This window comes from Sphingomonas zeicaulis (genome assembly GCF_050433225.1).
GTDB lineage: Bacteria > Pseudomonadota > Alphaproteobacteria > Sphingomonadales > Sphingomonadaceae > Sphingomonas_D > Sphingomonas_D zeicaulis.
Genome location: NZ_JBNPXQ010000002.1, coordinates 196,837 through 221,045, shown reverse-complemented (window position 1 = coordinate 221,045; position 24,209 = coordinate 196,837). Strand labels below are relative to the sequence as shown.

At 66.3% G+C, this 24,209-nt stretch carries 21 protein-coding genes; 6 read left to right on the top strand and 15 right to left on the bottom strand.

What is annotated here, in order from left to right:
- Nucleotides 1-280 precede the first annotated feature (280 nt).
- Nucleotides 281-2,671 carry a glycoside hydrolase family 95 protein gene (locus FHS96_RS10165; RefSeq protein WP_429590323.1) on the top strand — a complete coding sequence of 797 codons (2,391 nt, stop codon included), beginning with the start codon at nucleotides 281-283 and terminating at the stop codon, nucleotides 2,669-2,671.
- A gap of 46 nt (nucleotides 2,672-2,717) precedes the next feature.
- Here FHS96_RS10165 and FHS96_RS10160 read toward each other — a convergent pair whose 3' ends face one another.
- From FHS96_RS10160 to FHS96_RS10105, 12 genes are all read right to left on the bottom strand, one after another.
- Nucleotides 2,718-3,110, bottom strand: coding sequence for a DUF6491 family protein (locus tag FHS96_RS10160; protein ID WP_429590320.1), 393 nt, complete (start codon nucleotides 3,108-3,110; stop codon nucleotides 2,718-2,720).
- 71 nt (nucleotides 3,111-3,181) lie between these two features.
- Complete coding sequence (locus tag FHS96_RS10155; protein WP_429590317.1) at nucleotides 3,182-6,676, bottom strand: TonB-dependent receptor; 3,495 nt, start codon at nucleotides 6,674-6,676, stop codon at nucleotides 3,182-3,184.
- 662 nt (nucleotides 6,677-7,338) lie between these two features.
- Nucleotides 7,339-7,740: a hypothetical protein gene (locus FHS96_RS10150; protein ID WP_429590314.1), complete on the bottom strand. Its 402-nt coding sequence runs from the start codon at nucleotides 7,738-7,740 to the stop codon at nucleotides 7,339-7,341.
- A 79-nt stretch (nucleotides 7,741-7,819) separates the two neighbouring features.
- The gene (locus FHS96_RS10145) at nucleotides 7,820-8,350 is read right to left on the bottom strand and encodes a demethoxyubiquinone hydroxylase family protein (RefSeq protein ID WP_429590311.1); all 531 of its coding nucleotides are present in this window, start codon (nucleotides 8,348-8,350) and stop codon (nucleotides 7,820-7,822) included.
- Nucleotides 8,347-8,820 (bottom strand): disulfide bond formation protein B, encoded by a 474-nt coding sequence (locus FHS96_RS10140; protein WP_429590308.1) that lies wholly within the window; start codon nucleotides 8,818-8,820, stop codon nucleotides 8,347-8,349. The genes FHS96_RS10145 and FHS96_RS10140 overlap by 4 nt, the downstream gene beginning before the upstream one ends.
- On the bottom strand, nucleotides 8,817-10,181 hold the full coding sequence (locus FHS96_RS10135) for a S41 family peptidase (RefSeq protein WP_429590305.1): 1,365 nt from the start codon (nucleotides 10,179-10,181) through the stop codon (nucleotides 8,817-8,819). The genes FHS96_RS10140 and FHS96_RS10135 overlap by 4 nt, the downstream gene beginning before the upstream one ends.
- Before the next feature lie 19 nt (nucleotides 10,182-10,200).
- Complete coding sequence (locus FHS96_RS10130; protein WP_429590302.1) at nucleotides 10,201-11,517, bottom strand: S41 family peptidase; 1,317 nt, start codon at nucleotides 11,515-11,517, stop codon at nucleotides 10,201-10,203.
- A gap of 75 nt (nucleotides 11,518-11,592) precedes the next feature.
- Entirely contained in the window at nucleotides 11,593-12,795 is a 1,203-nt protein-coding gene (locus FHS96_RS10125; RefSeq protein WP_429590299.1) for a murein hydrolase activator EnvC family protein, read from the bottom strand.
- A 2-nt stretch (nucleotides 12,796-12,797) separates the two neighbouring features.
- Complete coding sequence (locus tag FHS96_RS10120) at nucleotides 12,798-13,220, bottom strand: 23S rRNA (pseudouridine(1915)-N(3))-methyltransferase RlmH (protein WP_429590296.1); 423 nt, start codon at nucleotides 13,218-13,220, stop codon at nucleotides 12,798-12,800.
- A gap of 19 nt (nucleotides 13,221-13,239) precedes the next feature.
- Complete coding sequence (gene rsfS / locus FHS96_RS10115) at nucleotides 13,240-13,641, bottom strand: ribosome silencing factor (protein WP_429590293.1); 402 nt, start codon at nucleotides 13,639-13,641, stop codon at nucleotides 13,240-13,242.
- Nucleotides 13,642-13,662: 21 nt separating this feature from the next.
- Nucleotides 13,663-14,310: a nicotinate-nucleotide adenylyltransferase gene (locus FHS96_RS10110; protein WP_429590290.1), complete on the bottom strand. Its 648-nt coding sequence runs from the start codon at nucleotides 14,308-14,310 to the stop codon at nucleotides 13,663-13,665.
- Nucleotides 14,311-14,427: 117 nt separating this feature from the next.
- Nucleotides 14,428-15,699 (bottom strand): glutamate-5-semialdehyde dehydrogenase, encoded by a 1,272-nt coding sequence (locus FHS96_RS10105; RefSeq protein ID WP_429590287.1) that lies wholly within the window; start codon nucleotides 15,697-15,699, stop codon nucleotides 14,428-14,430.
- 64 nt (nucleotides 15,700-15,763) lie between these two features.
- Between FHS96_RS10105 and FHS96_RS10100 the strand changes: the two genes are divergently transcribed.
- The 4 genes from FHS96_RS10100 to FHS96_RS10085 all read left to right on the top strand — a co-directional run bounded on the left by FHS96_RS10100 (nucleotide 15,764) and on the right by FHS96_RS10085 (nucleotide 19,858).
- Nucleotides 15,764-16,852, top strand: coding sequence for a DUF3667 domain-containing protein (locus FHS96_RS10100; RefSeq protein WP_429590284.1), 1,089 nt, complete (start codon nucleotides 15,764-15,766; stop codon nucleotides 16,850-16,852).
- Nucleotides 16,853-16,937: 85 nt separating this feature from the next.
- Nucleotides 16,938-17,282 (top strand): DNA-directed RNA polymerase subunit omega, encoded by a 345-nt coding sequence (rpoZ, locus tag FHS96_RS10095; RefSeq protein ID WP_429590281.1) that lies wholly within the window; start codon nucleotides 16,938-16,940, stop codon nucleotides 17,280-17,282.
- Nucleotides 17,283-17,358: 76 nt separating this feature from the next.
- The gene (locus tag FHS96_RS10090; protein WP_429590278.1) at nucleotides 17,359-17,772 is read left to right on the top strand and encodes a hypothetical protein; all 414 of its coding nucleotides are present in this window, start codon (nucleotides 17,359-17,361) and stop codon (nucleotides 17,770-17,772) included.
- A gap of 55 nt (nucleotides 17,773-17,827) precedes the next feature.
- A complete protein-coding gene (locus FHS96_RS10085) occupies nucleotides 17,828-19,858 on the top strand; it encodes a TonB-dependent receptor family protein (RefSeq protein WP_429590275.1) in 2,031 nt (676 codons plus the stop codon).
- A gap of 18 nt (nucleotides 19,859-19,876) precedes the next feature.
- On the opposite strand, the gene FHS96_RS10080 is transcribed toward FHS96_RS10085, so the two are convergent.
- The 3 genes from FHS96_RS10080 to FHS96_RS10070 all read right to left on the bottom strand — a co-directional run bounded on the left by FHS96_RS10080 (nucleotide 19,877) and on the right by FHS96_RS10070 (nucleotide 22,509).
- Nucleotides 19,877-20,380 (bottom strand): winged helix-turn-helix transcriptional regulator, encoded by a 504-nt coding sequence (locus tag FHS96_RS10080; RefSeq protein ID WP_429590272.1) that lies wholly within the window; start codon nucleotides 20,378-20,380, stop codon nucleotides 19,877-19,879.
- 151 nt (nucleotides 20,381-20,531) lie between these two features.
- Nucleotides 20,532-21,281 (bottom strand): phosphocholine cytidylyltransferase family protein, encoded by a 750-nt coding sequence (locus FHS96_RS10075; protein WP_429590269.1) that lies wholly within the window; start codon nucleotides 21,279-21,281, stop codon nucleotides 20,532-20,534.
- Nucleotides 21,282-21,381: 100 nt separating this feature from the next.
- Nucleotides 21,382-22,509: a CDP-alcohol phosphatidyltransferase family protein gene (locus FHS96_RS10070; protein ID WP_429590266.1), complete on the bottom strand. Its 1,128-nt coding sequence runs from the start codon at nucleotides 22,507-22,509 to the stop codon at nucleotides 21,382-21,384.
- A 204-nt stretch (nucleotides 22,510-22,713) separates the two neighbouring features.
- Between FHS96_RS10070 and FHS96_RS10065 the strand changes: the two genes are divergently transcribed.
- Complete coding sequence (locus FHS96_RS10065; protein ID WP_429590263.1) at nucleotides 22,714-24,198, top strand: HAD-IB family phosphatase; 1,485 nt, start codon at nucleotides 22,714-22,716, stop codon at nucleotides 24,196-24,198.
- Nucleotides 24,199-24,209: the final 11 nt, after the last annotated feature.

Here is a 24,209-nt window from a genome sequence, read left to right as displayed (position 1 = left end):
GGCGAGCGTCGTCACGAGCCGGAAACCGCATATGTACCTGTGCCTTACCGTCACCCCCCGCTCTCCCTGATCCGATCTTCGACGCTCCGGACCACATTCGGCCTGTCCAATTGGCCTTACTTTTACCTCAGCTTTTGTTCGGCGCAACTATTGGGATCACTCTCCACGACGTGGACCAAGTTGCGCCTTGACAGCGCAGGCCGGCAGCTGTCAGTGCTTTCATCAGATAAATATTGTTGTGACTGGTGAAAATCACGGTCGCATCGGAGGGGGGGGCCGGATGGCATCTGACGCACTGCCTTCCGTTTCGCGTCGAGAGACCTTGACCGGCATGCTGGCGCTCAGCCTGTTGCCGACGCTCGCCGCGCGTAGCGCCCATGCCGCGACCCGCGCCGGCACTGCGGGGGCAACCAAATCGCTGTTGTTCGACGCGCCCGCCACGAAATGGCTCGAGGCGCTGCCGGTCGGCAATGGCCGGCTCGGCGCAATGGTATTCGGCGGCATTGGCACCGAGCGGATCCAGTTGAACCATATCGAACTGTGGGCCGGGCGCACGGTGGAGGACAATCCGGCCACGACGCGCGCCGCCTTGCCCGAAGTTCGCCGCCTGCTGTTCGAAGGCGACCGCGCCGCTGCCGATGCGCTGGCGCAGGCGCAGATGATGGCACCGCTCAAGAAGGAGGATTACGGCAGCTACCAGATGCTGGGCGACCTGACCCTGCGCTTCGCGCATGGCGATCAGGCGACCGACTATCGGCGCGAGCTGGACATGGCGACGGCGCAGACGCGCACCAGCTATGCGATCGGCGGCGCCCGCTACACGCGCACCGTGCTCGCCTCCTTCCCGGACAAGGCGCTGCTGATCCGGCTGGAGACGACCGCGAAGGACGGGCTGTCGCTGGAGATCGAGCTGTCGCGCGGTCAGGACGCTACCGTTTCGCGCGATGGCGACATCATCACGCTCGCGGGCAAGCCGGTGCCTTATGGCGCCGCCTTCTGCGCGCGGCTGGCCTGCGCGATCGAAGGCGGGCGGGCCGAGCCGTCCGGAACCGGGTTCAAGGTGAGCAATGCCAAGGTGGTGATCCTGCGGCTGACCGCGGCGACCGACCTCATCCAAGCAGATCCCGCCGGGCAGAGCCTTGCCGCGCTGAACGCCGTCCGCGCTCGATCATGGCAGCAACTGCTGGACACGCAGCAGCGCGATCATCGCGCGCTGTTCGATGCGATCGAACTGGAGCTGGCGACCGAACCCGCGCCGGCGCTCGTCGCACAGCGCCTCGCCGCCACCAAGGGTCCGGCGCAGGCGGCATTGATCGAGACGCATTTCAACTTCGGCCGCTATCTGCTGATCTCGTCGGCACGGCCCGGATCGCTGCCGCCCAACCTGCAGGGGCTGTGGGCGGACGGCTTCTCGCCGCCGTGGAGCGCCGACTATCATATCAACATCAACATCCAGATGAACTTCTGGCCCGCCGAGCCCTGCGGTCTGGGTGCGTTGCATGCCAGCCTGTTCGACTATGCCGAGCGGCTGAAACCATTCGGCGAAAAAACCGCGCGGATCGCCTATGGCGCGCGCGGTGCGGTGGCGCATTACACGACCAACCCGTGGGGCCACACCGCACTCGACGGGCGCATCCAATATGGTCTGTGGCCCGAGGGGCTGGCGTGGCTCTCTCTGCATTATTGGGAGCATTATCTCTTCTCCGGCGACAAGGCGTTTCTGCGCGACCGCGCCCTGCCCTTCCTCAAATCCTGCGCGGAATTCACGCTCGATTATCTCGTCGAGCATCCGCGCACGGGCAAGCTCGTCTCCGGCCCGGCCGGATCGCCCGAGAACAGCTATGTGCTGCCCGAAGGCGAGACCGGCTTCCTCGATATGGGCTGCACGATGGCGCAATCGATGGCGTTCACCGTGCTGCGCTATACCGCCGATGCCGCGCGCATCCTCGGCACGGAACGGGATTTGGCGCAGCGCTGCGAGGCGGCGATCGCTCGCCTCCAGCGGATGCAGATCGGGGCCGACGGTCGCATCCTCGAATGGAGCGAGCCGTTGGTCGAGGCAGAGCCCGGCCATCGGCACATCTCGCACCTGTTCGGGCTGCACCCCGGCATCGAGATCGACCCACTGGAGACCCCCGATCTCGCCGCGGCGGCGCGCAAGGTGATCGCCGGGCGGCTTGCCAATGGTGGTGGCCATACCGGCTGGAGCGCGGCGTGGCTGACAATCTTTCACGCGCGGCTGGCTGATGGCGATGGTGCGCTGGCAATGTTCACCAAGCTGCTCCAGCATTCGACCGCGGAAAATCTGTTCGACACGCACCCGGCGGGTAAGAGCGCGATCTTCCAGATCGACGGCAATCTCGGCGCCACCGCAGCGACCATCGAGATGCTGATGCAGAGCCATGGCGGCCGCCTGCGATTGCTGCCGGCGCTGCCCGCGGCGTGGGCGAAGGGATCGCTGAAGGGCGTGCGGGCGCGTGGCGGGCTGGTCGTGGATCTTGGCTGGGATGCGGGCAGGCTGAGCGCGCTGACGCTGCGGCCGGAGCGGGATGTAGACTATCGCATCGTGTTGCCGGCGGGATCGGCAGTGACTGGGTTGAAGAGCGGTGGAAAGCGCGTGCCGATCGATGGCGTCATTCGGCTCGAGGCAGGAAAAACCTATACGCTCTAACCGCATTTTCCTCGCCGACGCTGCGCGCAGGGGAGGAAAATTGGCCTTATTCCTTCGTCGTCCCGAACGCCTGCGCCATTTCTTCCGATGACAGCCGCCGCACATCGTTCACCAGACAACGCCGATAGTCCCGTCCACTCGCTTCCGGGACCAGCATGTCGACCGGGCGGCCGGGGCAGACGCGCTCGCCGCCGCGCGGGCGCAGGATGATGCTGGTGGCCCAGTCGACGCTGGGACAGCCGGGTGACAGGCTGAGTTCCCACGCTTGCCGGAAACCCACGCGAACGATCGCGCGATCATCCCCCGCCGGCTGGAACCCGCCGATCTGAGAGGGATAGAAGCATTGCTGGCCGCTGCGGGCGGTGGCGACGGGCGCCTGCGCGGTGCCGCAGGCGGATATAGCGGCCGCTGTCGCCATCAGGATCCAGCCGAGCCGCATATCCACTTTCAATTTTCTGGGGGCGGCGGGAAGGGAGCCGCCGCCCCGGTCCAACATGGAGGCTTAACGCATCAGTTGCCGAACTGGACGCGTACACCCGCCATTACGCGGCGGCCGCCATAGGAGAGACGCATGATACGCGGCGATCCATCACCGAAGGGCACATATTCGCCGGTGGAGACCGTCTGCGATTCCCGGTTCACGTTGCGGCCTTCCAAATAGACCTGGAAGTTGCGGGTGACGTTGTAGGAGATCTTCGCATCGATGAAGGTCGTGCTGTCGGTGAAGCGCGGCACGCCGGGGTTGTAGCCCGGCGCGACCAGGCGGACGTTGGTCCACTGCTCACCCGGATAGTTGATATCGATGTTGTTGCCGCCGCAGGGCGTGATGCAATTGAAGGTCGAGCTGCGCTTCTGATAGGCGACGCGCATGTTGAGCTTGCCGTCGTCATACCAGAGCGACGCGTTCAGATAATGCTTCGACTCGTTGGGCGGCAGCATCACGTCGCCCGTCAGCGGATCACGCTGGCCAGTGGTGGTGGCCGACTGCAGGATCGAGAAGTTTGCGTCCGCGCCGGTATATTTCAGGAACCAGGGCAGGAAGGTGAACGCGGTCTTCGCGCTGAATTCCCAGATGTCGCGCTTGTAGCCCGGGCCATTTTCCCAGGTGGGATAGCTGAACTCATATTCGGACAGCGGCTGGCCGGTCCCCGGATCGATCTGGTCGCTGCCCTCGAACGGCCGCGCCGTTACGGTGGCGGCGATCGGGTTGCCGATCTTCACGTCGAGCTTGCCATAGGCGACCGAGAACAAGGTATCCGCGTTGGGATACCATTCCAGCGCCGCGTTGTAGCTCCACGCGGTGAAGGGCTTGAGCCCTGGATTGCCGACGCGGCCGGTGCAGCCGAAGATGTCGTCGCCCGATGTATCGAGCAATGTGCGCTCGTCGATCGTGCAGGTGCCGCCGGCGATCAGGCGGTCCATGCCAGGACGCGCCACCGTCTTGCCGCCATAGCCGCGCAGCACCAGGGTTTCGTTGAACGCCCAAAGGTTGACGTTGAAGCTCGGCAGCCAATCCGACGTGGTCGAGTTGAGCGTGGTGTTCTGCGCGAAGGTCTGGACGATGATGCCGCCGGGATTGTCGGGATCCGCCGGGTTGTAGTTGGGCGTCGCGCGGATCGAACTCAGCGTCAGCAGCGCCGAGCCGCTGACCTTGGCGAACACGCCGCGCACGCCGGCGTTGCCGTTGAGCAGCAGGCCGAGCGGCAGCGGCTGCTCGAAATCGGCCATCGCATAGACGTTCTTGATCTCCTCGCGGACGCGGGTGACCGGCTGGTCATAGGTCTGGCCGTCGCTGCCGACGCAGCTCTTGAGGCAGTCGAAATTCATGAAATCCGACGCGCCGAGCGCGGCGAAGAGCTGGTCGGTGCGGATGCCCTGCCACGCATCGGGCAGGTTGCCGCGGTTGGGCAAGCCGTTGAAATATTGCGAGTCGCTGTCCTCCAGCGTCTTTTCGAACAGCGCGCGCAGTTCCTCGGGCGTCAGCGTGTCGACGCCGGAGCGAACGTTGAGCGGGTTGGTGCTGGGCACGAAGCCATAGTTGCACGAGAGGCCGCCGGGTGCGGACGAGCCCGCGGTCGGCTGGCAGGCGCGCAACGTGCCGCGAACATTGGCGGTGGGCACGATGACCGCGGGGATATAGCCCGGCTGGCCGAAGGTGCCGACCGCCGAGCTGACGGTGTAGCCACCGCCGCCCCAGCGATCGAGCTTGTTGCGGCGATACATGCCGCCCACCTTCACCCGGCTGATGAACGGGATGATCTCGTCGGTGCGATAGGACAGATCGAGCTTGGCGATCCGTTCGGACGATTCACCCAGCGCCGGCGAGTAGGAGACACCGAAGCTCGGCGTCGTCAGCGGCATCTGCCCGACGGTATAGAGCGGCGTCGCCGGGCCATTGGGCCCTGCCACGACCGCAGTCTGCCCGGTGCAGGTGGGCGCGGTGCCGCCGCCGATGCAGGCCGGGGCATTCAACTGGACGAAGTTCGCCGGGTTGGTTTCGTCATAGCCGGCGGGCACGACGATATCCCACAGCCCGTTGGGCTGCAGCACCATATCGGCATTGCCATAGGCATAGGAGCGCGCGGTGCGCATGTCGCCGCGGCTCGACCGCGCCTCGGTGATGCCCGCCATCGCATCGATTTCGAGCCGCTCGCCGCGATATTCGGCGCCGAACTGGCCATATTTGGTCTTGGTGTCGATCGTGTTCTCGATCTGGTCGATATTCACCGAATTGTTGGTGAGCGTCATTGCGGTGACGTTGTGCGCGTCGTCGACGACGACGCTGCCCGGCACGACGTTCAGCACGTTGCCGAAGGTCGCATTGCCGCCGACGTTATTGAGACCGTCATAGAGATAGTAACCGGCCGGTGCATTGGGAGAAACGGTGCGCTGGCGCGGGTAGCCGGTGGTGGTATCGACGAAGGTGCCATTGATGTTCTGGCCGAACAGGGTCACCGGCGTACGGCTGCGGTTCTGATCGTGGACCTTACGGTTTGCCATCGTGCCCTTCACGAACACGGTGAGATCATCGGTCAGCTTGTAATCGAGCCGCGCGTCAAGAGCGTAACGCTCGTCGGTCTGCGTGTTCATGAAGTTGCGGATCAGCGACGGCGTATAGTCGTTCCACTGGTTCAAACAGCTCTGCTGTTCGAGGATCCGCTGGCCGCGCTGCGCTGCATTGCCGGTCGGGTTGTTCGGGAAGAGGTTGAAGCAATCCGCCTTGGTCTGCGCGCCGGCCGCCTTGGTGATCAGGCTCCGGGGCGTTTCGAGGCTGTTGGCGAAGACGACATCGGCATCGGGCGTGCCCAGCGTGTCGGGATTATATTGGAACGTCTTCTCCGGCGACTGGTCGAAATCGAACAGGCGGGCGTAGCCGCGATTGTTGCTGGTCGTGGTTTCATAGCCATGACCATTGTTCTGCAGCTTCGAATAGGTGCCGCTGACGATGACGCCGAGACGATCGTCGAAGAATTTGCGCGACGCGACCGCGTTGAAATCGGGCGTGATATCCTTGCCCAGGCTGTTCTGGCTGCCACCGGCGCGGAACGAGAAATAGGGCTTCTTGAAGTCGAGGCCGGTGCGGGTCTTGATCTGGACGGTGCCGCCCAGCGACCCTTCCGTCATGTCCGCGGTCGAGCCCTTCACGACGTCGACGCTCTTGACCAGTTCGGCGGGAAGTTCGCGCAGATCGGCGCTGCGGCCGCTGCCGGCGGACAGTGCGAGGCCGGTGGTGCTCTGAACGCCGATGCCGTCGAGTTCGACGCGGGTCAGGTCCGGGCCGTTGCCGCGCACCGCGACGCTGTCACCCTCACCGAACTCGTTGCGGCCCAGTGCAACGCCGGGAATGCGCGAGATCGCTTCGTTGACGTTGCGATCGGGGAATGACCCGATGTCATCCGCAACGATCGAGTCAGTCGCTGTCTTGGCCGTCTTCTTGCGGTTGTTGGCGGATTGCTGGCTGGCGCGCGAGCCGACGACAACGATTTCCTGTTCCGAAGAACTCACGCTGCCGGATGATGTCGAGGATTCGCTGTCTGAAGATTGTGCGAAAGCGCCGTTGCAGGCGATGGCCGATATACCAAGAACGGTCCAGGATGCAGTGACCCTCAACAGCCTACGTGACACAGCTCGACTGTGCATCAGCCTTCCTCTCCCTATTCGTCGTCCGTGATACCGCGGACTGATCTTATGCTGCCCCCGCATTCCGCCTTTCCATCCAATGGCTGCGCCGACCTGCGGCACGATCCATTATGTGGAACTGAGGAACGCCATGTAAAACTAACTGCGAGTCGGACACTGTTCAAGCTGTTTGATCATATAAATGTCTTAATCGTAGCTGACTGTTGAACAGCGGCTACAAACCGCCCTGACATCTGATAGACATAGCTGCACTGGTAGCGCTACAACCGGCGCAATACCGGCAAAGTGGACGATGTCGCGAGGATAGGGTTGAGAGCGCGCGCCCAAGCTCAGGGCGTGCCTGTGAAGTGGCAAGGCCAGATACGAGCCAGGTGATACAGGTTCGACCGAACTTAGGACGCAACGGGAGCAGAGCCGATCAATGCATCGGCAACAGGATCAACGGCCGGGTGATTCGCGGCCGGAAAAGCGTGCGAGGGGTGCCGCACGGCACCCCTGCGTTGATCAGATCAGGATAGTCGAAACGCTTAGGGTTCGGCGCGACGCTGTGCTGCTGCTGCCTTCTTTTCCTCACGCGCCTTGCGCATCAGATCGGCATAGCAGCCCGTCCAGCCACCGGCGCCGGAAGGCGAGCAGCTATCCGTGCCGCTGCGTCCGACATATTCAATGCTGGTCGCCCGCGACGCCCAGCTTGCCGATGCGGGGCTGGGGCTGGGCGAACGCAATTCTTCGGGAATGCGATAGCGCTCGGTCTCGGGCTTGCGCGCGCAGACGACGATTTCCTCGCCGGTACCACTGGTCGGGCAGGCATCGTCGCCATAGACGATGATCACCCGCTCTCCGCTCTGCGCGAGCGCCGGCGGCGCCTGGACCAGCGGGATCGCGACCGCCACGGCCAGCAGGGAAACAAACCGCTTCATGCCCGTCATCGCGCCATCCTTCCGTCGCTACGCTCAGCCTGCCTTAGAACAGATAAAAGCCCGGCGCACGATTCCTATCCCAAGGCGATCAGATTCGTCGCGAAAGCCCGATCGCGACGCGGCATCCCAGCCGGATCGCGGCGCTCATCAGCGGATAGGCGGGCGCACGTTCAGCCCCTTCCGCGATCGCGGTTTCGCGATGCTCGACCTCTTCGGCCTGGAACTCCGAGATCCGATCGGCAAGCTCCGGATCGCTGTCGCCGAGTTGCTTGAGTTGCTCGCCATAATGATGATCGATCTCGGTCTCGATCGCGGCGGTGCAGGCCATCGCCGCTTCGGGCCCGATCGCCGCGGTCACCGCGCCGAGCGCAAAGCCGGCGACGTTCCACAGCGGCTGCAGCAGGGTCGGCCGCACGCCGCGTTCGGCGATCATCCGGTCGAACACGGCGCGATGCCGTTCTTCCTGGGCCGCCATCCGCGCGATTACCCGGCCCGCCGGCGCACGATCGCCCATCATCGCAAGCTGGCCGGCATAGATCCGGGTCGCGCCATATTCGCCCGCCTGATCGACGCGCAGCATCGCCGCCGCACTGTCTCCGCCATCACCCGGACGCTTCATGCGAATCCTCCCTGCTTGCGGCCGAGCAGCCACAGCACCAGCCCGCCCCCGAGAATCGAGAAGATCGCGTTGAACCCGGCCAGCGAGATGCCCGCCAGCGTCCACTGCGCCTGATCGCAGCGGATCAAGGGGGCATCCATTATGGCCTGCAGCCCACCGCCGGTCGACACAGTGGAGCAGGTCGTGAGACCTTCCCACCAATGATATTCGACCCCGGCGTGGAACACGCCAATCGCGCCGCTGGACAGGATCGCGATCGCCGCCACCACCGCCAGCGCGGTGCCTGCCGAACGCCGGCCGAGCAGCAACCCCAGGATCGCCGCACCGATCGCCACCTCATGCGGCCAGCGCTGCCAATAGCACATCTCGCATGGATGAAGGCCGAAGCCATATTGCGAGATCAGCGCGCCGCCGAGCAGCGCCGCCGGGATGATGAGGGCCAGAACACGGCCCGTCTGTCGCGCGCTCACCGGCTGCGCGGCTTCGGGGTGGCAGCGGCCGTGCGGGGGGCGGCCGGCTTCAGCCGCGCGATCGTCTGCAACGCATAATGCAACTGGAAATCCTTGATACCCTGCTTTTCGAGCTGTTCCGATGTCAGGATAAACCGCGGATCATCCTTGGTGTCGGTTTCGAACGCGCTATTGTCGACCTTGGCATCGTTGACGAGGTGGCGGCGCAAATCCGCCTCGCGGAAGCGCGGCCGGGTCTTGTAGTCCGGGTCCGAAAGCTGCGGCACAAGGACGTCGGGCTCGATGCCACCTTCCTGCACCGAGCGCCCCGAGGGAGTGTAATAGCGCGCGGTGGTGAGCCTGAGGGCCGTCGTCTCGGACAGCGGGAGCAGCGTTTGCACCGATCCCTTGCCGAAGCTGCGTTCGCCCATCACCAGCCCGCGATGATGATCCTGCAGTGCGCCGGCGACGATCTCGGCGGCGGAAGCCGATCCCGAATCGACCAGCACAATGATCGGCAGCCCGTGCGTGGCATCGCCTGGTGTCGCATCATAGCGATCGAAATCGCTGCGGCGGCGGCCACGCTGCTCGACGATCTCGCCGCGTTCGAGGAACACGTCCGACACGTCGACCGCCTCGTCGAGCAACCCGCCCGGGTTCGAGCGCAGATCGACGACATAGCCGGTGGGCGCATGGCCCAACGATTTTTCGATGCCGACGATCGCGGCGCGCACCGCCTGGCCGGTGTTCTGCGAGAAGGCGTTGATGTTGATGACGCCGATGCCGTCCTTCACTTCCCACTTCACCGGCTTCAGCTCGATGATCTCGCGGGTCAGCGTCACGTCGAACGGCTGGTCGCGGCCGGGGCGGACGACGGTCAAACGAATGCTGGTTCCGGGGCGGCCGCGCATCTGATCGACCGCATCGTCGAGCGTGCCGCCATAGATCAGCTTGCCGTCGAGATGGGTGATGTAGTCGCCGGCCTTGATGCCGGCGCGGTCGGCGGGCGTATCTTCGGTGGGCGTCACCACCTTGACCGCGCCATCCTCCGCCTGGACGGTGAGGCCGAGGCCGCCATAGCTGCCCTCGGTCTGCGTGCGCATCGTCTGGAAGGCGCGCGCGTCGAGATAGGAGCTGTGCGGATCGAGGCTGGCGAGCATGCCGTCGATCGCGCCCTTCATCAGCTTCTCGTCGTCGACCTTCTCGACATAGGTGCTGCGCACACGCTCGAACACCTCGGTGAACAATTCCAGCTCATGCGCGGACTTGCTTTCAACCGGGGCAATCGCAGCGGTGGTCAGCGGCACCAGCGCAAGCGCGGAAACCAGCGCGACGGCGCGCAGCATCGGCTTGCCGCGCAGCGCGGGACGGCGATCGGACATGGGGTTCGCCTCGTTCATCTCAGCGCCTCCGGCTCGCGGCCGGCGCGGCGCCTGCGGGCGCGCCCAGCCGCTCGAGCGTGCGCAGCGCGTAGCTCATCTGAAAATCGGTGATGCCCTGCTTCTTCAACTCTTCGGGCGTCGCCTTGAAGCGGGGATCGGGATCGGCATCGGATTCGAGAATGTCCTGGTCGACCTTGGCTTCGCGGACGATCTGGCGCCGCAGATCGGCGAAGCGCCCGCCATCCGCCTTTGGCCGATCCGGGTCGGAAAGCTGCGGCACTTCAAGGTCGGGCTCGATCCCTTTCTCGTCCACCGAACGGCCTGAAGGCGTATAGTAGCGCGCGGTGGTGATCCGGATCGATCCGCCCGCATTGAGCGGCACCACGGTCTGGACGCTGCCGAGGCCATAGCTCTGATCGCCCATCACCAGCGCGCGGCCATTATCCTGCAGCGCGCCAGCGACGATCTCCGCCGCGGCGGCGCTGCCCTTATCGATCAGCACGACCAGCGGCAGCCCGTCGGCGACGTCGCCCTTCTTCGCGGCGGAACGGATGACGTCAGTCGGCTCGCGTCCGCGGCGTTCAACGATCTCGCCCTTGTCGAGGAAGGCATCCGCCACCTGCATCGCGACATTCACGTCGCCGCCCGCGGTCGACCGCAGATCGACGACATAGCCGAGCGGCTTGCCGCCCGACTGGCGCTCGATCGCCGCGACCGCGCCCTTCAATTCCGCAGCGGTGCCGGCCGCGAAACCGTTGAGGTCGATCACGCCGACGCCATGTTCGATGCGCCACGCCACCGTGGTGCCGCTGGGCAGCGCCCGCGTCATCGTCACGTCGAAGGGCTTGGTGCGGCCGCGCCGGGCGATGGTGAGCGACACCGAAGACCCTTCGATGCCGCGCAACTTGTCGATCGATTCGGCCAGCGACAGGCCGAAGGCGAGCTCGCCATTGATATGGCTGATGAAATCGCCGGGCTTGAGCCCGGCGCGCTCCGCCGGCGACCCCGAACCGGGCGCGACGACGCGCAGCGCGCCATCCTCCATCGTCACCGTCAGGCCGATGCCGGCAGGGCCGGCGGCGGAACGCGAACCGCTGTCTGCCGCGGTATAGCCGCTCTCCGCATCGAGGCTGGACAGCATGCCGTCGATCGCGCCCTTGATCAGCTGCCTGTCATCGACGGGCACGACATAATCGCCCTTCACCCGTTCGAACACGCTGATGAACCGGTCGATGTCGCGATAGGTATCGGCCCCGACGCTTGCGAGCGCGGCCGCGGCAGGCACCAGCACCGCGGCGCCGATCAGCGCCATTGTACGCGTGGAGGGTTTCTTCATCGCAATCGGGAATCCTGTCGACATGCACGTTGACCTTAGCCCCGCGCGCCACCCTACCACAAGGACGCGCGCGGCTTAACCTCCGCTGACCAACGGCGCGATGTCCACCGGTGCGCCGTCGCGCCGCAATTCCACCGTCACCAGCGCCTGGCCGCCGCCCCCGCGGCCGACCGGCGCGCCGGCCACGAGGTTGTCGCCCACACGCGCGCGCAGCGTTGCGAGATTGGCGAGCAATGTCATCCAGCCGCCGCCATGATCGATGATCAGAATGCCATCGAAGCCGCGATAACGGCCGGCATAGACGACATGGCCCGCCGCCGGCGCCACCACTTGCGCCCCCGGCCGGGTGGCGAAGCTGAGCCCGCGTGACCGCACGCCACCCGCCGACAGATCCCCCAGCCCGGTGACAAGCCGGCCGACCACCGGCAAACGGTAAGCCAGCCGGCCCTGTGCGACGGACGCCGCGGGCGCCGCTGCCGGCAAGGGGACTGCGCCGGGTCGAGCCGGACAGGGCATTGGAGCCGGCAACGCTTCCAGACGTCGCCGTACGAGCGCGTCTTCCTCGATTCGCCGCATGAGATCGACGAGGTCGCGCGCCTTCTCTCCCAGCGCCATCGCACGATCCTGCTCGAGCATCGCGCCGGTTGCGAGCATGCGCGAGCGCAGGCGATGCTGATCGGCGAGCCTGGCAAGCGTGCGCTGCTCTTCTGCGATCCGGGCATGCCCTGCGCGGCGATCGACGGCGGCGCGATCGGCGGCGAGACGGAGGCGCCGCCCGGCGGCGACCTCGGCGCGCAGTCCGCCGGTGCGCTGGCGGACGACCGGCAGCAACGACCCGAGCAGCATCCGGACATGGACGAGATCCGCGGCGGCGCCGGGCTGCGCGAGGGCAAGCGCGGGCGGACGGCGCGCCATCGTCTGCAGCGCCGCGGTCAGTCGCGCGATCGGCGCCTCACGCGCAGCAAGGCGTGTGCGCTGGCGCGCCTGGAGCGTGGCGACGATCGCGATGCGGGCATCGGCCGCGGCGACATCGGCCTCTGCCGCCTGCGCACGCGCAGCCGCGGCGGCTGCCTCCGCATCCGCCTTTGTGGCGGCATCGCTCTCGCCTGCCGCCTGCTGCTGCAGCGATCGTGCGCGCGCAGTCGCCAGCGCCGACTGGCGCTTGGCCTCGGCGACCGCACGCCGCTGTTCGGCGAGATCGGGATTGGCGGCGGCCAGCGCGAAGCCGCAGCCGAGCAGAGCGAACACCACGAACAATGGGACGTGGCGGCGGCCCATGCTCAGCCTTCGCGGTGATAGGGGTGGTTGGCCAATATGCTGGTGGCGCGCCACAACTGCTCGGCGAGCATCGCGCGCGCCATCATGTGCGGCCAGGTCATCCGCCCGAAGGCGATGCTGAATGTCGCCAACCCGCGCTCGGCCTCGGTCAGCCCATCGGCGGCGCCGATCAGGAAGCGCGCCTCGCGCCGGCCGGCATCGCGCCAGCCGCCCAGCTTGTCGGCAAAGGCGCGCGAGCCGAGTTGGTCGCCGGTCTCGTCGAGCGTGACGATCACGCTGTCGCTGTCGATCGGCGGCGCCTTGCCGCCGGTGTCGGGCAGTTCAGTGACGCGCGTCGGCCAGGCGATCCGCTTGAGGTAGCGATCGACGAGCTCGGCCTCGGCCGTGCGGCCGATGCGGCCGCGCGCCACGATGTGGAGCAGCAAGGTGCGCCGGTGCCGGTCGTCAGGCGGCAGGCGTGGGCGGCGTCGGCGCCTCGCCGAAAGCCCACATCCGTTCCAGATTGTAGAAGCTGCGCACTTCCGGGCGGAACAGGTGGACGATCACGTCCCCGGCGTCGATCAGCACCCAGTCGGCGGTCGGCAAGCCTTCGATGCGCGGGTTGCGGCCGAAATCGCTCTTGATCCGATCGGCCAGCTTCTGCGCCATCGAGGCCACCTGACGCGTCGAGCGGCCGCTGGCTATGACCATATGGTCAGCGATGCTGCTCTTGCCGTGAAGCGGGATCGACACCGTATCGAGCGCCTGATCGTCGTCGAGCGACTGGAGGACCAGGCTGTGAAGGGCGGCCACCCGGTCGTCGGCGGCAGTGGCGTCGTCCCTGGTTGCGGTGGTGGAAGAGGGCAATGGGGTTCCTTGAAAAGGGCGTCAGCCGACAGGTCTGCGCGTCACCGCATCATGCGGTGCCGCTCGACCCGAAAAACGGCGATACCAGTGGGGGTCTGCTTCACGCAGACGGGTTGCTGACCTTGGATCGGGGCGAAAGCGCAGCAGCACGAGCGCCGGCGGTCTCCATTTCGTCCACTGTTCTGCGCGGGTCGCGGGGCGGACGAAACGCCGCAACCATCCCATCGCGGTCACCGCGCGAGACGGGTCATCATAACCCGGACGGACGATTACGGCAATCGGCACAAGTCTCGCGATCTTCCGCCAGTCGCGCCAGCGGGGGAACTGGGCGAGATTATCCTGCCCCATCAGCCATACGAAGCGCCGATTGGGGTAGCGCCGGACGAGCTCGGTAAGCGTATCGATGGTGTAGCGCGTGCCCAGTCGCGCCTCGATCGCGGTCGGCCGGATCGGCCCCGGCCGCGCCATTTTCTGCGCCGACCTCAGCCGCGCAGCAAGCGGCGCCATATCGTCCGCGGACTTCAGCGGATTGCCCGGCGACACCAGCCACCACACCTCGTCCAGCCCCAGTGCATCGCGCGCGAACAGGCTGATCGCGCGATGGCCGCCATGCGCAGGATTGAACGAACCGCCGAGAAGACCGGTGAGAATCAAAAACCGCCGTCCCATTCAATGCCGGCACCGCACAAACTGGTCATTCAGCATTGGTCCTACGTCGCACGGGGGTCACGGCCTACTCATTTCAAAACGGTAACGTTGCCCCCGGCAGCCCTCGAAGCCACCCGATCAAGGCCGCGTCTGCCCCGTACCGCGGACCAGCCATTTGTAGGTGGTGAGCCCCTCCAGCGCCACCGGCCCGCGCGCATGGAGCCGGCCGGTCGAGATGCCGATCTCGGCACCCAGCCCGAACTCGCCGCCATCTGCGAACTGGGTGGAGGCATTGTGCATCACAATCGCGCTGTCGACCTCTCCCAGGAACCGGTCGGCCACCGCTGCGTCCTCCGTGACGATCGCGTCGGTGTGGTGCGATCCATGCGCGTCGATATGCGCCAACGCGCCGTCGAGATTGTCGACCAGCGCCATCGAGACGATCGCCTCGAGATATTCGGTGTCCCAATCCTCGTCGCTGGCGGCCAACACCCGCGCATCGAGCGCGCGAACATCGGCATCGCCACGCACCTCGCAGCCGCCCGCGATCAGCGCATCGACCAGTCCCGCCGCCCCGTCATAAGCACGGTCGACCAGCAGCGTCTCCATCGCGCCGCACACGCCGGTGCGGCGCAGCTTGGCGTTGACGACGATCGCGCGCGCTTTCTCAGGATCGGCGCCGGCATGGACGAAGATATGGTTGATGCCGTCGAGATGGGCGAGCACCGGCACCCGCGCCTCATCCTGCACGCGCGCGACCAGCGACTTGCCGCCGCGTGGCACGACCATGTCGATCAGCCCCTGCGCGCGAAGCATCGCGCCGACCGCGGCACGATCGGTGGAGGGGACGAGTTGCATCGCCTCGGCCGGCACGCCGTGCGCCGCCAGCGCCTCGCTCATCGCCGCGTGGATCGCGCGGTTGCTCTCCACCGCTTCCGATCCGCCGCGCAGAATCACCGCATTGCCCGACTTGAGGCAGAGCGCGCCGGCATCCGCGGTCACGTTCGGACGGCTTTCATAGATGATCGCGATCACGCCGAGCGGTACGCGGACACGCTGCAGCAGCATGCCGTTGGGCCGGCTGCTCTCATCGACGACGTGGCCGACGACATCATCGAGCCCTGCGATCGTCTCCACCGCATCGGCGGTCGAGGCCAACCGCCCCTCATCCAGCCGCAAGCGATCGAGCATCGCCGAGGACAGGCCGCCGGCGGTCGCGCGTTCCATGTCGCGGGCGTTGGCGGCGAGGATGTCCGGTGCGCGGTCGCGAATCGCCTGTGCGGCGGCACGCAGCGCCGCTGCCTTGTCGGCGGCGCTGATCCGCGCCATTGCCGCCGCGGCACGCCGCGCCGCCTTCGCCATCCGCGCGATCAGCTCTTCCGCGGTCTCGATTGCAGTCATTTCACCCATCGCCGCCGCCTAGCAAAGCGTGGGCCATCTCGCATCCGCAAAGTGCTGCTGATAGACTGCCGCGATGACGGGGGAAATCGAAGCAGTCGGCGATCTCGCCACCGGCTCGCTGGCCGCGCGCGCGGTCGAGCCGGCGCATGGTCATGCCGAAGCGGGCCATGCCGCGCACGGCCTTTGCCTCAACTGCGGCACGACCTTGCTTGGCCCCCACTGTCACAATTGTGGCCAGGCGGCGCATATCCATCGTTCGCTCGGCGCAATCGGGCATGAACTGGCGCACGGCGTGTTCCACTTCGAAGGCAAGATCTTCCGTACCCTGCCGCTGCTGACCTGGCGGCCGGGCGAACTGACGCGGCGCTACATCGCCGGCGAGCGGGCGCGCTTCGTCTCCCCACTGGCGCTGTTCCTGTTCTCGGTGTTCCTGATGTTTGCGGTGATCAGCGCACTGGGCGCCGGGTTGCACATGCCGGAGGTCAACGCCGAGACGAAGGCGCGCACCGACACCGAGTTCGCCCGCCAGATCGCGAAGGCGGATGCCGAGATCTTCGCCAACCGGGCGGCACGCGCCGAGGCGGATCGCACCGGCAAGCCCGTTGCACCCATCGATGCGCAAGCAAAGGAATTGCGGGACGTCCGCGCTGCCCTCATCACCTCGCGCGACCGGATGACCGAGGGCGACGACGCCTTGTCGCTCAATATCAGGACGGGGTGGAAGAAGCTCGACAAGGGCATCGCCAAGGCATCGGCCAACCCCAACCTGACGCTCTACAAGATCCAGTCGAGTGCCTATAAATTCTCGTGGGCGCTGATCCCGATCTCGGTGCCGTTCCTGGCGTTGCTCTTTCTGTGGCGGCGCGGCCACCACATCTATGATCATGCGATCTTCGTCACCTATTCGCTGTCGTTCATGACCCTGATGGCGATCACGCTGACGCTTGTGGGATCGGTCGCGACCCGCATCGGCCTGGACACCGATCTGATCGAACTCGCCGCCATGCTGATTCCCCCTATCCACATCTATCGCCAGCTCCGCGGCGCCTATCTCCTCCGCCGCTTCAGCGCGATCTGGCGGACGATGGCGTTGACCATCTTCTGCCTGTTCGCCGCGCTTATCTTCGTGCTGCTGTTGCTCGGAATGGGGCTGCTCGGCTGAGCCCCATCCCTCTTTTCATTGACATTTGACCGGTTTCGCTGCTAGCGGGCCCACTTTCCATCCATTTACGAGTCTGGAGCCGCTGATGGCGCGCGTCACCGTCGAAGATTGCGTCGACAAAGTCCCTAACCGGTTCGACCTCGTTCTGTTCGCAGCGCAGCGCGCGCGGCAGATCTCGGGCGGTGCCGATCTGACCCTGGATCGCGATCGTGACAAAAACCCGGTCGTGGCGCTTCGCGAGATCGCGGAAGAAACCGTTCGTCCCGCCGAACTCTCCGACTCGGTGATCAGCTCGCTACAGCGCGTTCAGGTCGACGATGACGATACGCCGGATGAAGTCGGCTCGCTCTCGGCCTCGGCCGAAGCGCTGCGCCTCACCGCCGCCGCGCCGCCGCGCAACCAGAATCTGGGTGCCGATTACGACGGCTGAGTGCCGGCGCCGGCGCAAGCCGGTCTGACATTTTGACCTATTGCGAAGCCCCCGCACCGCTGCCAGGCACGGCAGCATGCGGGGGCTTTCGCTTTTTCGGGGCAGGCGAAGCGGCGCTTCGGCGCTGCTGCTGGTCGCGTGTGCGCTGTTGCTGCGTATCGCGATTCCCGCCGGCTGGATGCCCGCTACGGGCGTGGACGGCCTCGTTCGCATCACCCTGTGCACCGGCCAGGGGCAGATGGAGGCGTGGGTTGACGGCGATGGCCGGATCCACGATCGCAAGCCCGGCAAATCCGAACCCAAGACCGACCATCCCTGCGCCTTTGCCGGGCTGATCGCTCCGGCGCTCGACGCAGCGCCGATCGAACCGCAGCTGCGTTTCGCCCACGCCAACGACACACCGCCCGCCTTCGCCCGCGACATCGTGACGATCGGCCGCGGCCTCGCAGCACCGCCGCCACCACCAACCGGGCCACCCGCCAACCTCTGATCCGCCTGCTTGCGGGGCTGGACGCCCTGCGTCCGACAATCACGAGGTTCCCATCATGAAATTTTCCTGCCGCGCCCTCACGGGCGCTTCGCTAGGCGCATGCGCGCTCGCCGCCCTGCCCGCGCACGCCGAGGACGGCGCCGACCAGCAACCCATCATCGTTACGGCCCAGCAGACGCTCGACAGCGCGGAGGCGGAGATTCGCCGTCGCCCCGGCGGCGTCGATCTGGTGCCCGCCGAGGATTTCGCCAACCGCAGCGCGGTGTCGCTGCGCGACGCGCTCGCATTCTCCCCCGGCGTCTATGCGCAACCCCGCTTCGGCCAAGAGGTGCGGCTGTCGGTGCGCGGATCCGGCATCAGCCGCGGTTTCCACATGCGTGGGCTGACGCTGTTGCAGGATGGCGTGCCGATCAACCTCGCCGACAATAATGGCGACTTCCAGGAGCTAGACCCCGCCGCCTTCCAGCACATCGAGGTCTATCGCGGCGCCAATGCGCTGCAGTTCGGCGGAGCCACATTGGGCGGCGCGATCAACGCGGTGACGCCGACCGGGCGAACCGCGCCGGGCTATGAGCTCCGCATCGACGGTGGCAGTTTCGACACGATCCGCACCAAGGCCGCCGCCGGCTTCGGCAACGCGCGTGGCGACGCCTGGTTCGCGCTGACCACGGATCGCGGCGATGGCGACCGCATGCATGCCCGCCGCGACGCGCTGCGCTTCAACGGCAATGTCGGGCTGCGGCTGACCGACGACGTCGAGACGCGTTTCTACGCGACGCTCAGCCATATCGACCAGGATCTGCCGGGCGCGCTCACCCGCGCGCAGGCGCTAAGCACGCCACGGCTCACGCTCCCCGGCAACATCGCGATGGATCAGGAACGCGATATCGACTCGATCCGGCTGCAGAACCGGACGACGATCGACCTCGGCGCGACGCGGATCGAAGGCGGTCTGTTCGCCAACGCCAAGCAGCTCTTTCATCCGATCTTCCAGGTCATCGACCAGAAGTCGTTCGACTATGGTGGCTATGCCCGCATCAGCCATGACGGACGGGTCGGCGGCCTACCGGTGGCGCTGACCCTGGGCAGCACCATGCGTTTCGGCCATGTCGACGCGCGCCAGTTCGTCAATGTCGGTGGCGAGCGGGGTGCACCGACGCAGCGCGCGCGGCAGGAAGCGCAGACGATCGACAGCTATGGCGAGCTGCGGGTCACGCCACTTGCCGGGCTGAGCCTGATCGCCGGTGGCATCCATACTCATGGCCAGCGCAGCATCGCCAACCGGACGAACCCTGCCCTGTCCGGATCAGTCAGCTTCGATCGCTTCGCGCCGAAGCTGGGGCTGATCTGGTCGCCGGCCGGCCACGACGTGCAGGTCTTCGCCAATTACAGCCGCTCGATCGAGTTGCCCGGCTATTCGGAACTGGCGCAAACCCAGGTCGGCGGGCTCACCGGCTTCGTCGATCTCGATCCGCAGCGCGCCTGGACGGCGGAGATCGGCACGCGCGGCCGCATCGGCATCGCCGCATGGGACGTTGCACTCTATCGCGCCGACATTCGTGGCGAGATGCTGCAATATACGCCCGATGCGACGATGGTACCGCCAATCCCGGCCGCGACCTTCAACGCCGGCCGCACCCGCCATCAGGGGATCGAGGCCGGACTGACACTCGATCTCGCCCGCTTCGCGCGGCTGCGGCAGGTCTATCAGTTCAACGACTTCCGGTTCCGCAACGATCCCGTCTATGGCGACAACCGCCTGCCGGTGATCCCCCGCCACCTCTACCGCGCAGAGCTCCGCCTCGGCACCGAGCGGATCGCATTGACCCCGAATGTGGAATGGCTGCCGCAGGGCGCGTGGGCGGACTATGTCAATTCCAGCCATACGCCGAGCTATGCGCTGATCGGGCTGGGCGCCGAGGCGGCGATCCGCGACGGCATCCGCCTGTTCGTCGATGCCCGCAACCTCACGGGCAAAAAGGCGATCGGCGATATCTCGGCGGTGGTCGCCGCCACCGACGCCGCGGCGATCTATTATCCGGTCGAACGTCGGGCGATCTACGGGGGTGTCAGCGCGCGGTTCTGATCATCGGCGCCGCAGGATTCAGCCGTTCGCCGCCTTGGGGTGGCGGACGGCGGCATCGCCCTGATCGAGTTCGTCGCGGCCGATCCACATCAGATCGTCGAGTACGAGCGGGCGGCCATCCTCCGCGAACACGCGCACCGGCTGGATCGGCCGGCGGTCGCGCTGGTCGACCAGCACCGCGTGCGGTCGAGTGCCGGCGCTGTAGGTTTCACCCCATTGGCGCAACGCGACCAGCGCCGGCAGCAGCGCGGCACCCTTGTCGGTCAGCCGATATTCCACCTTGCGGCGATCCTGCTCCATCGGCACACGGACGAGGATGCCGTGATCGACGAGGCGCCCGAGCCGGTTGGCGAGGATGTTGCGGGCAATGCCCAGCGTCTGCTGGAACTCCTCGAAATGTTTGAGGCCGTTGAACGAGGCCCGCAGGATCATGAACGACCAGCGTTCGCCCATCGCCTCCAACGCCAGAGGAAGGCTGCAATTCTTGAGGAGCGCCGCGAGCGGCTCGTTCAGCTTGCCCATGCCTCCGGCCTTATCGCCCCCCGCCAGTTGCGACAAAGCGAATCGGCGCATGCGGTGTCGATCCCGGGCGAGGTGTGGCCCGATTGCCGCTTTTGCATCCAAATCGGTTTCGTTTCGCCGCCTTCTGCAAGCGTGTGGGGCGCCTTGCGGCTCAGCGCTGCGCCCAATCCTCCATCGCCCACGCCGCGGTCAGCGCGCGCGCGGCATCGAGGTCGGCAGGATAGTCAACCTCCTGCCAGCGATGCCCATGGATGTCGGTGGTGCCGATGACCGTGCTGGCGGCGAGTGCATCGATGACGCTCAGATACCAGACGCGTACCCCATCGGGCGACGCCATTACCCGCTCGACCGCCTCGACGAAGGCGGCACGGCCCGCCCCACGAAACGCGAGCAGGCCGATCGATTCCGCGTTGCATTCGAGCAGCGCCTTGCCGATGCGCAGCAGTCGCCCATCCTCGCGCAGTACCTTCATGTCGTCCGCGTCATAGGCGTCTTTCCGATCGACGGTGACGGCGATCGGCACTTCATTGGCCAGTACCGCAGCGATCAGTTCGGGCGAAACCAGCGTGTCGCCGTTGAGCAACAGCGTATCGCGATCCCAGCGGCCGCGTGCGAGCCATACCGAACCGGTGTTGTCAGCGACCTGGTAGAAGGGATTGAAGATCAGTTCGACCTCGCCCTTCGCCGTGCCGCGCCGGGCGATCACATCGGCGACATGATCATGGCCGAAGCCGGTGACCACCGCCACATCGCGCACGCCGTTTTCCGCCAGCGCATCGAGCTGCCATTCGAGCAAGGTTCGCCCGGACAGTTCGAGTAGACATTTCGGCCGCTCTTCCGTGTGCGGATAGAGGCGCGAGCCCTTGCCGGCACTGAGGATGACGGCGCGTTCGATGGTCATGATGTGCCCATTCCAGTCTGAGACATGCCTGCCCTAGCCCCGTTCAGGTGGCGAAATGATGGCAACCGCAGGATGGCAGCAATATGTTGGCAACCGCGCCTCAGCCCAGCCAGGATCGCACCGGCACGCCGCGCGCGCTGTCTGCAGCGGCCTGGACGAGACGGACGAGGTGGAACAGGCAGGACAGCCCCGTCCACCATGCCACAAGCACCAGGCCGGTATCGGGTCGGCCCACGAGGGTCGCGAAGAACAGGATGATCATGTTCGGGTTGCGGCGTGCGGTGATCAGGCGGAAGTCGCTGTCGATCTTCTTCCACACATGGATGTGGATGCCGTCATACCATTTGATGAAAGCCCCCTCGATCAGGCGCTGGACGACATAGCCGCCCATGATCACGATCATCACCCAGGCGAAGGTCGCATCGGTCAGCGGCCGGCCATAGGCGGCGAGGCCGACGCCCCATGCATACCACCAGAAGGGCGGATGGATGAGGTCCACGCCATGATCGAGGATGTGGCCCCAGGGCGAGGCGGTGATCGTGCAGCGGGCGAGTTTGCCGTCCACGGTGTCGAGCACCATGAACACCAGTCCGGCAGCCATGCCCGCCCAATAATGCCCATACCAGAACAGCATCGTCGCGACGACACACAGCGTCATTCCGGTGATGGTCACCATGTTGGGGGTGATGCCGACCCGCGCGCAGATCCGCGTCAGCACCAGCGCCCATTCCGGCCACAGATATTTGGTCAGCAGATCGGTGACGCCCTTATAGGCGCCGAAATAGCTCGCCCGCTCGGCCTCGCGTAGCGTCGTCTGCGTCAACCGGAGCGCAAAGGGCTGTTCGCGCTTGCGCAGTTCCTCATTGACCATGCCCGCCGCATCCTCATGCGCGGTGATAGCGAAGCCGGCTTCGGGCACCAGCGGCACCTCGGCCTGCATCGCCGAAGCCGCCAGAGCACATTGCGCGGCATCGCGGCAATGGGCGATCACCGGCACGCCGCCTAGTGTCAGCGCCTCACCCGGCCGCTTCGCCATGATCTTCAGCCACGCCGGATCGAACACATGCGCGGCGTTGACGAGCAACGCCGCGCCGCTGGCCGGCGGCTCGTCCGCGAACGACAATTTGTGCATCGCAGCAATGCGCCGCGTGCGCTCGGGCACGGTCATCCCCCAGATCGGGGTCTGATTGCTACCGACAGGGACCACCGTCGGCGATTCGCTCGTCATGCGGGCAAGCCCCCGCGGCTGTTGATGTAACAATGGTTCCGCGTCATCGCCGCGTCATATTCATGGCCTGCATTGACGGCAATCGTCTAGCGACAGATGGAGCACCGGGTTGAACTTGCAACGCGCGAGGCCACATGCCTGCCGCAATGCGGCAATAGCCGCCTGCGGCATGAGAAATGGCGACAGCGCGGTGAGACTATGCCGATGAAGTGGACGGCGATCCTGCTTGCGGGGCAACGCCCTGGCGTTGATCCGCTGGCGCGCGCCTTTGGCGGCGTCGCGAAGGCCGAAGTGCCGGTGCTCGGCCGGCCGATGATCGCCTATGTCGTCGAGACCTTGCTCGCCAGCCCGTCGATCGGCGACGTGGTCGTGCTGACGCAGGATCCCGAGGGGCTGCGATCGGCGGAGTTCCTGGCGCTGCGGGCGAATCCGCGCGTGCGGATGGCGGAGGGCGGCACCGGCATCTCCGCGAGCATCGATGCGGTTGCGGGCGGCGACGCGGCCCCCTTCCCCATCCTCGTCACCACAGCCGATCATCCGTTGCTGACCCCAGACATCGTCGAGGGCTTCATCGCCGGCGTGACGGGCGCAGATCTTGCCGTCGGCATGGTCGAAAGCCGCACGCTGCTCGCCGCCTATCCCGATTCGAAGCGCACCTGGCTGCGCTTCAACGACGGTGCCTGGTCCGGCGCCAACCTGTTCGCGCTGGGCAGCGACCGCGTCCGCCCTGCGCTGGCGCTGTGGCGCCGGGCGGAGGCCGATCGCAAGCAGGCGGTGAGGCTGTTTCTTCATTTCGGCCCGATGCTGGCGCTGCGGGCGATCACGCGTACGATCGGGCTGGCCGATGCGATTGCACGGGTGGGGCGAAAGATGGGGATGACGGCGCGGCTGGTGCCGCTGCCTCAGCCCGAGGCGGCGATCGATGTCGACAAGCTCAGCGACCATCGTCAGGTGGAAGGCATATTGGCGGCGCGCCAAGGTGGAGATGCGGCTGCTTCAGTCGCTGCGGCGCAGGCGAGGCTGGCGGGCATCTCGGTGTTCGACCTCGACAAGACGCTGACCCGCCACCCCACCTATACGCCGCTGCTGATCCATTTCGCACTGGGGCTGGCGCCGTGGCGGCTGCTCGCCGCGCCGGTGGTGGCGGCGGTGATGATCGGCCATGTGCTGAAACTGGTCTCGCGCCGGCGGACCAAGGAATTCCAGCACCGCATGCTGGTGGGCGGTGCGGTCGCCCGCGCCGACGTTACTCGGCTGGCGGAGAGCTTCGCCGCAAAACTCGACGGTCACGGACTGCTCCCCGCCGGACGCGCACGCATCGCCGAGGAACGCGCCGCCGGGCGCCGCATCGTGCTCGCAACCGCGGCCAACCGTTATTACGCCGAGGCGCTCGGCGCATTGCTGGGCGTCGACGATATCATCGCCACCGGCTCGACCTGGGAAGACGACCGGCTGCTGCCCGGGATCACTGGCGAGAATTGCTACGGCCCCGCCAAACGCGAGATGCTGCAGGCCTATGTCGAGACGCTGGGCCTGCGCCGCGCCGACCTGCACGTGCGCTTCTTCTCCGATCATGCGTCGGACCGGCCGGCCTTCGAATGGGCGGACGAGCAGTTCGCGGTGAATCCGTCGCGCAAGTTGCGGAAGCTGGCGGCGCAGAAGGGCTGGCCGGTTCTGGAGTGGCGGTGAGGTCTTAAGCC

Excerpts from the sequence above, each read along its gene's own strand:
- FHS96_RS10090 (WP_429590278.1), top strand. The coding sequence starts at position 17,359 with ATGCGGGGGCTTTCGCTTTTTCGGGGCAGGCGAAGCGGCGCTTCGGCG.
- FHS96_RS10070 (WP_429590266.1), bottom strand. The coding sequence starts at position 22,509 with ATGACGAGCGAATCGCCGACGGTGGTCCCTGTCGGTAGCAATCAGACC.
- FHS96_RS10085 (WP_429590275.1), top strand. The coding sequence starts at position 17,828 with ATGAAATTTTCCTGCCGCGCCCTCACGGGCGCTTCGCTAGGCGCATGC.
- FHS96_RS10125 (WP_429590299.1), bottom strand. The coding sequence starts at position 12,795 with ATGGGCCGCCGCCACGTCCCATTGTTCGTGGTGTTCGCTCTGCTCGGC.
- FHS96_RS10150 (WP_429590314.1), bottom strand. The coding sequence starts at position 7,740 with ATGACGGGCATGAAGCGGTTTGTTTCCCTGCTGGCCGTGGCGGTCGCG.
- FHS96_RS10105 (WP_429590287.1), bottom strand. The coding sequence starts at position 15,699 with ATGGGTGAAATGACTGCAATCGAGACCGCGGAAGAGCTGATCGCGCGG.
- FHS96_RS10130 (WP_429590302.1), bottom strand. The coding sequence starts at position 11,517 with ATGAAGAAACCCTCCACGCGTACAATGGCGCTGATCGGCGCCGCGGTG.
- rpoZ (WP_429590281.1), top strand. The coding sequence starts at position 16,938 with ATGGCGCGCGTCACCGTCGAAGATTGCGTCGACAAAGTCCCTAACCGG.
- FHS96_RS10145 (WP_429590311.1), bottom strand. The coding sequence starts at position 8,350 with ATGAAGCGTCCGGGTGATGGCGGAGACAGTGCGGCGGCGATGCTGCGC.
- FHS96_RS10165 (WP_429590323.1), top strand. The coding sequence starts at position 281 with ATGGCATCTGACGCACTGCCTTCCGTTTCGCGTCGAGAGACCTTGACC.
- FHS96_RS10110 (WP_429590290.1), bottom strand. The coding sequence starts at position 14,310 with ATGGGACGGCGGTTTTTGATTCTCACCGGTCTTCTCGGCGGTTCGTTC.
- FHS96_RS10065 (WP_429590263.1), top strand. The coding sequence starts at position 22,714 with ATGAAGTGGACGGCGATCCTGCTTGCGGGGCAACGCCCTGGCGTTGAT.
- FHS96_RS10100 (WP_429590284.1), top strand. The coding sequence starts at position 15,764 with ATGACGGGGGAAATCGAAGCAGTCGGCGATCTCGCCACCGGCTCGCTG.
- FHS96_RS10075 (WP_429590269.1), bottom strand. The coding sequence starts at position 21,281 with ATGACCATCGAACGCGCCGTCATCCTCAGTGCCGGCAAGGGCTCGCGC.
- FHS96_RS10135 (WP_429590305.1), bottom strand. The coding sequence starts at position 10,181 with ATGTCCGATCGCCGTCCCGCGCTGCGCGGCAAGCCGATGCTGCGCGCC.
- FHS96_RS10160 (WP_429590320.1), bottom strand. The coding sequence starts at position 3,110 with ATGCGGCTCGGCTGGATCCTGATGGCGACAGCGGCCGCTATATCCGCC.
- FHS96_RS10080 (WP_429590272.1), bottom strand. The coding sequence starts at position 20,380 with ATGGGCAAGCTGAACGAGCCGCTCGCGGCGCTCCTCAAGAATTGCAGC.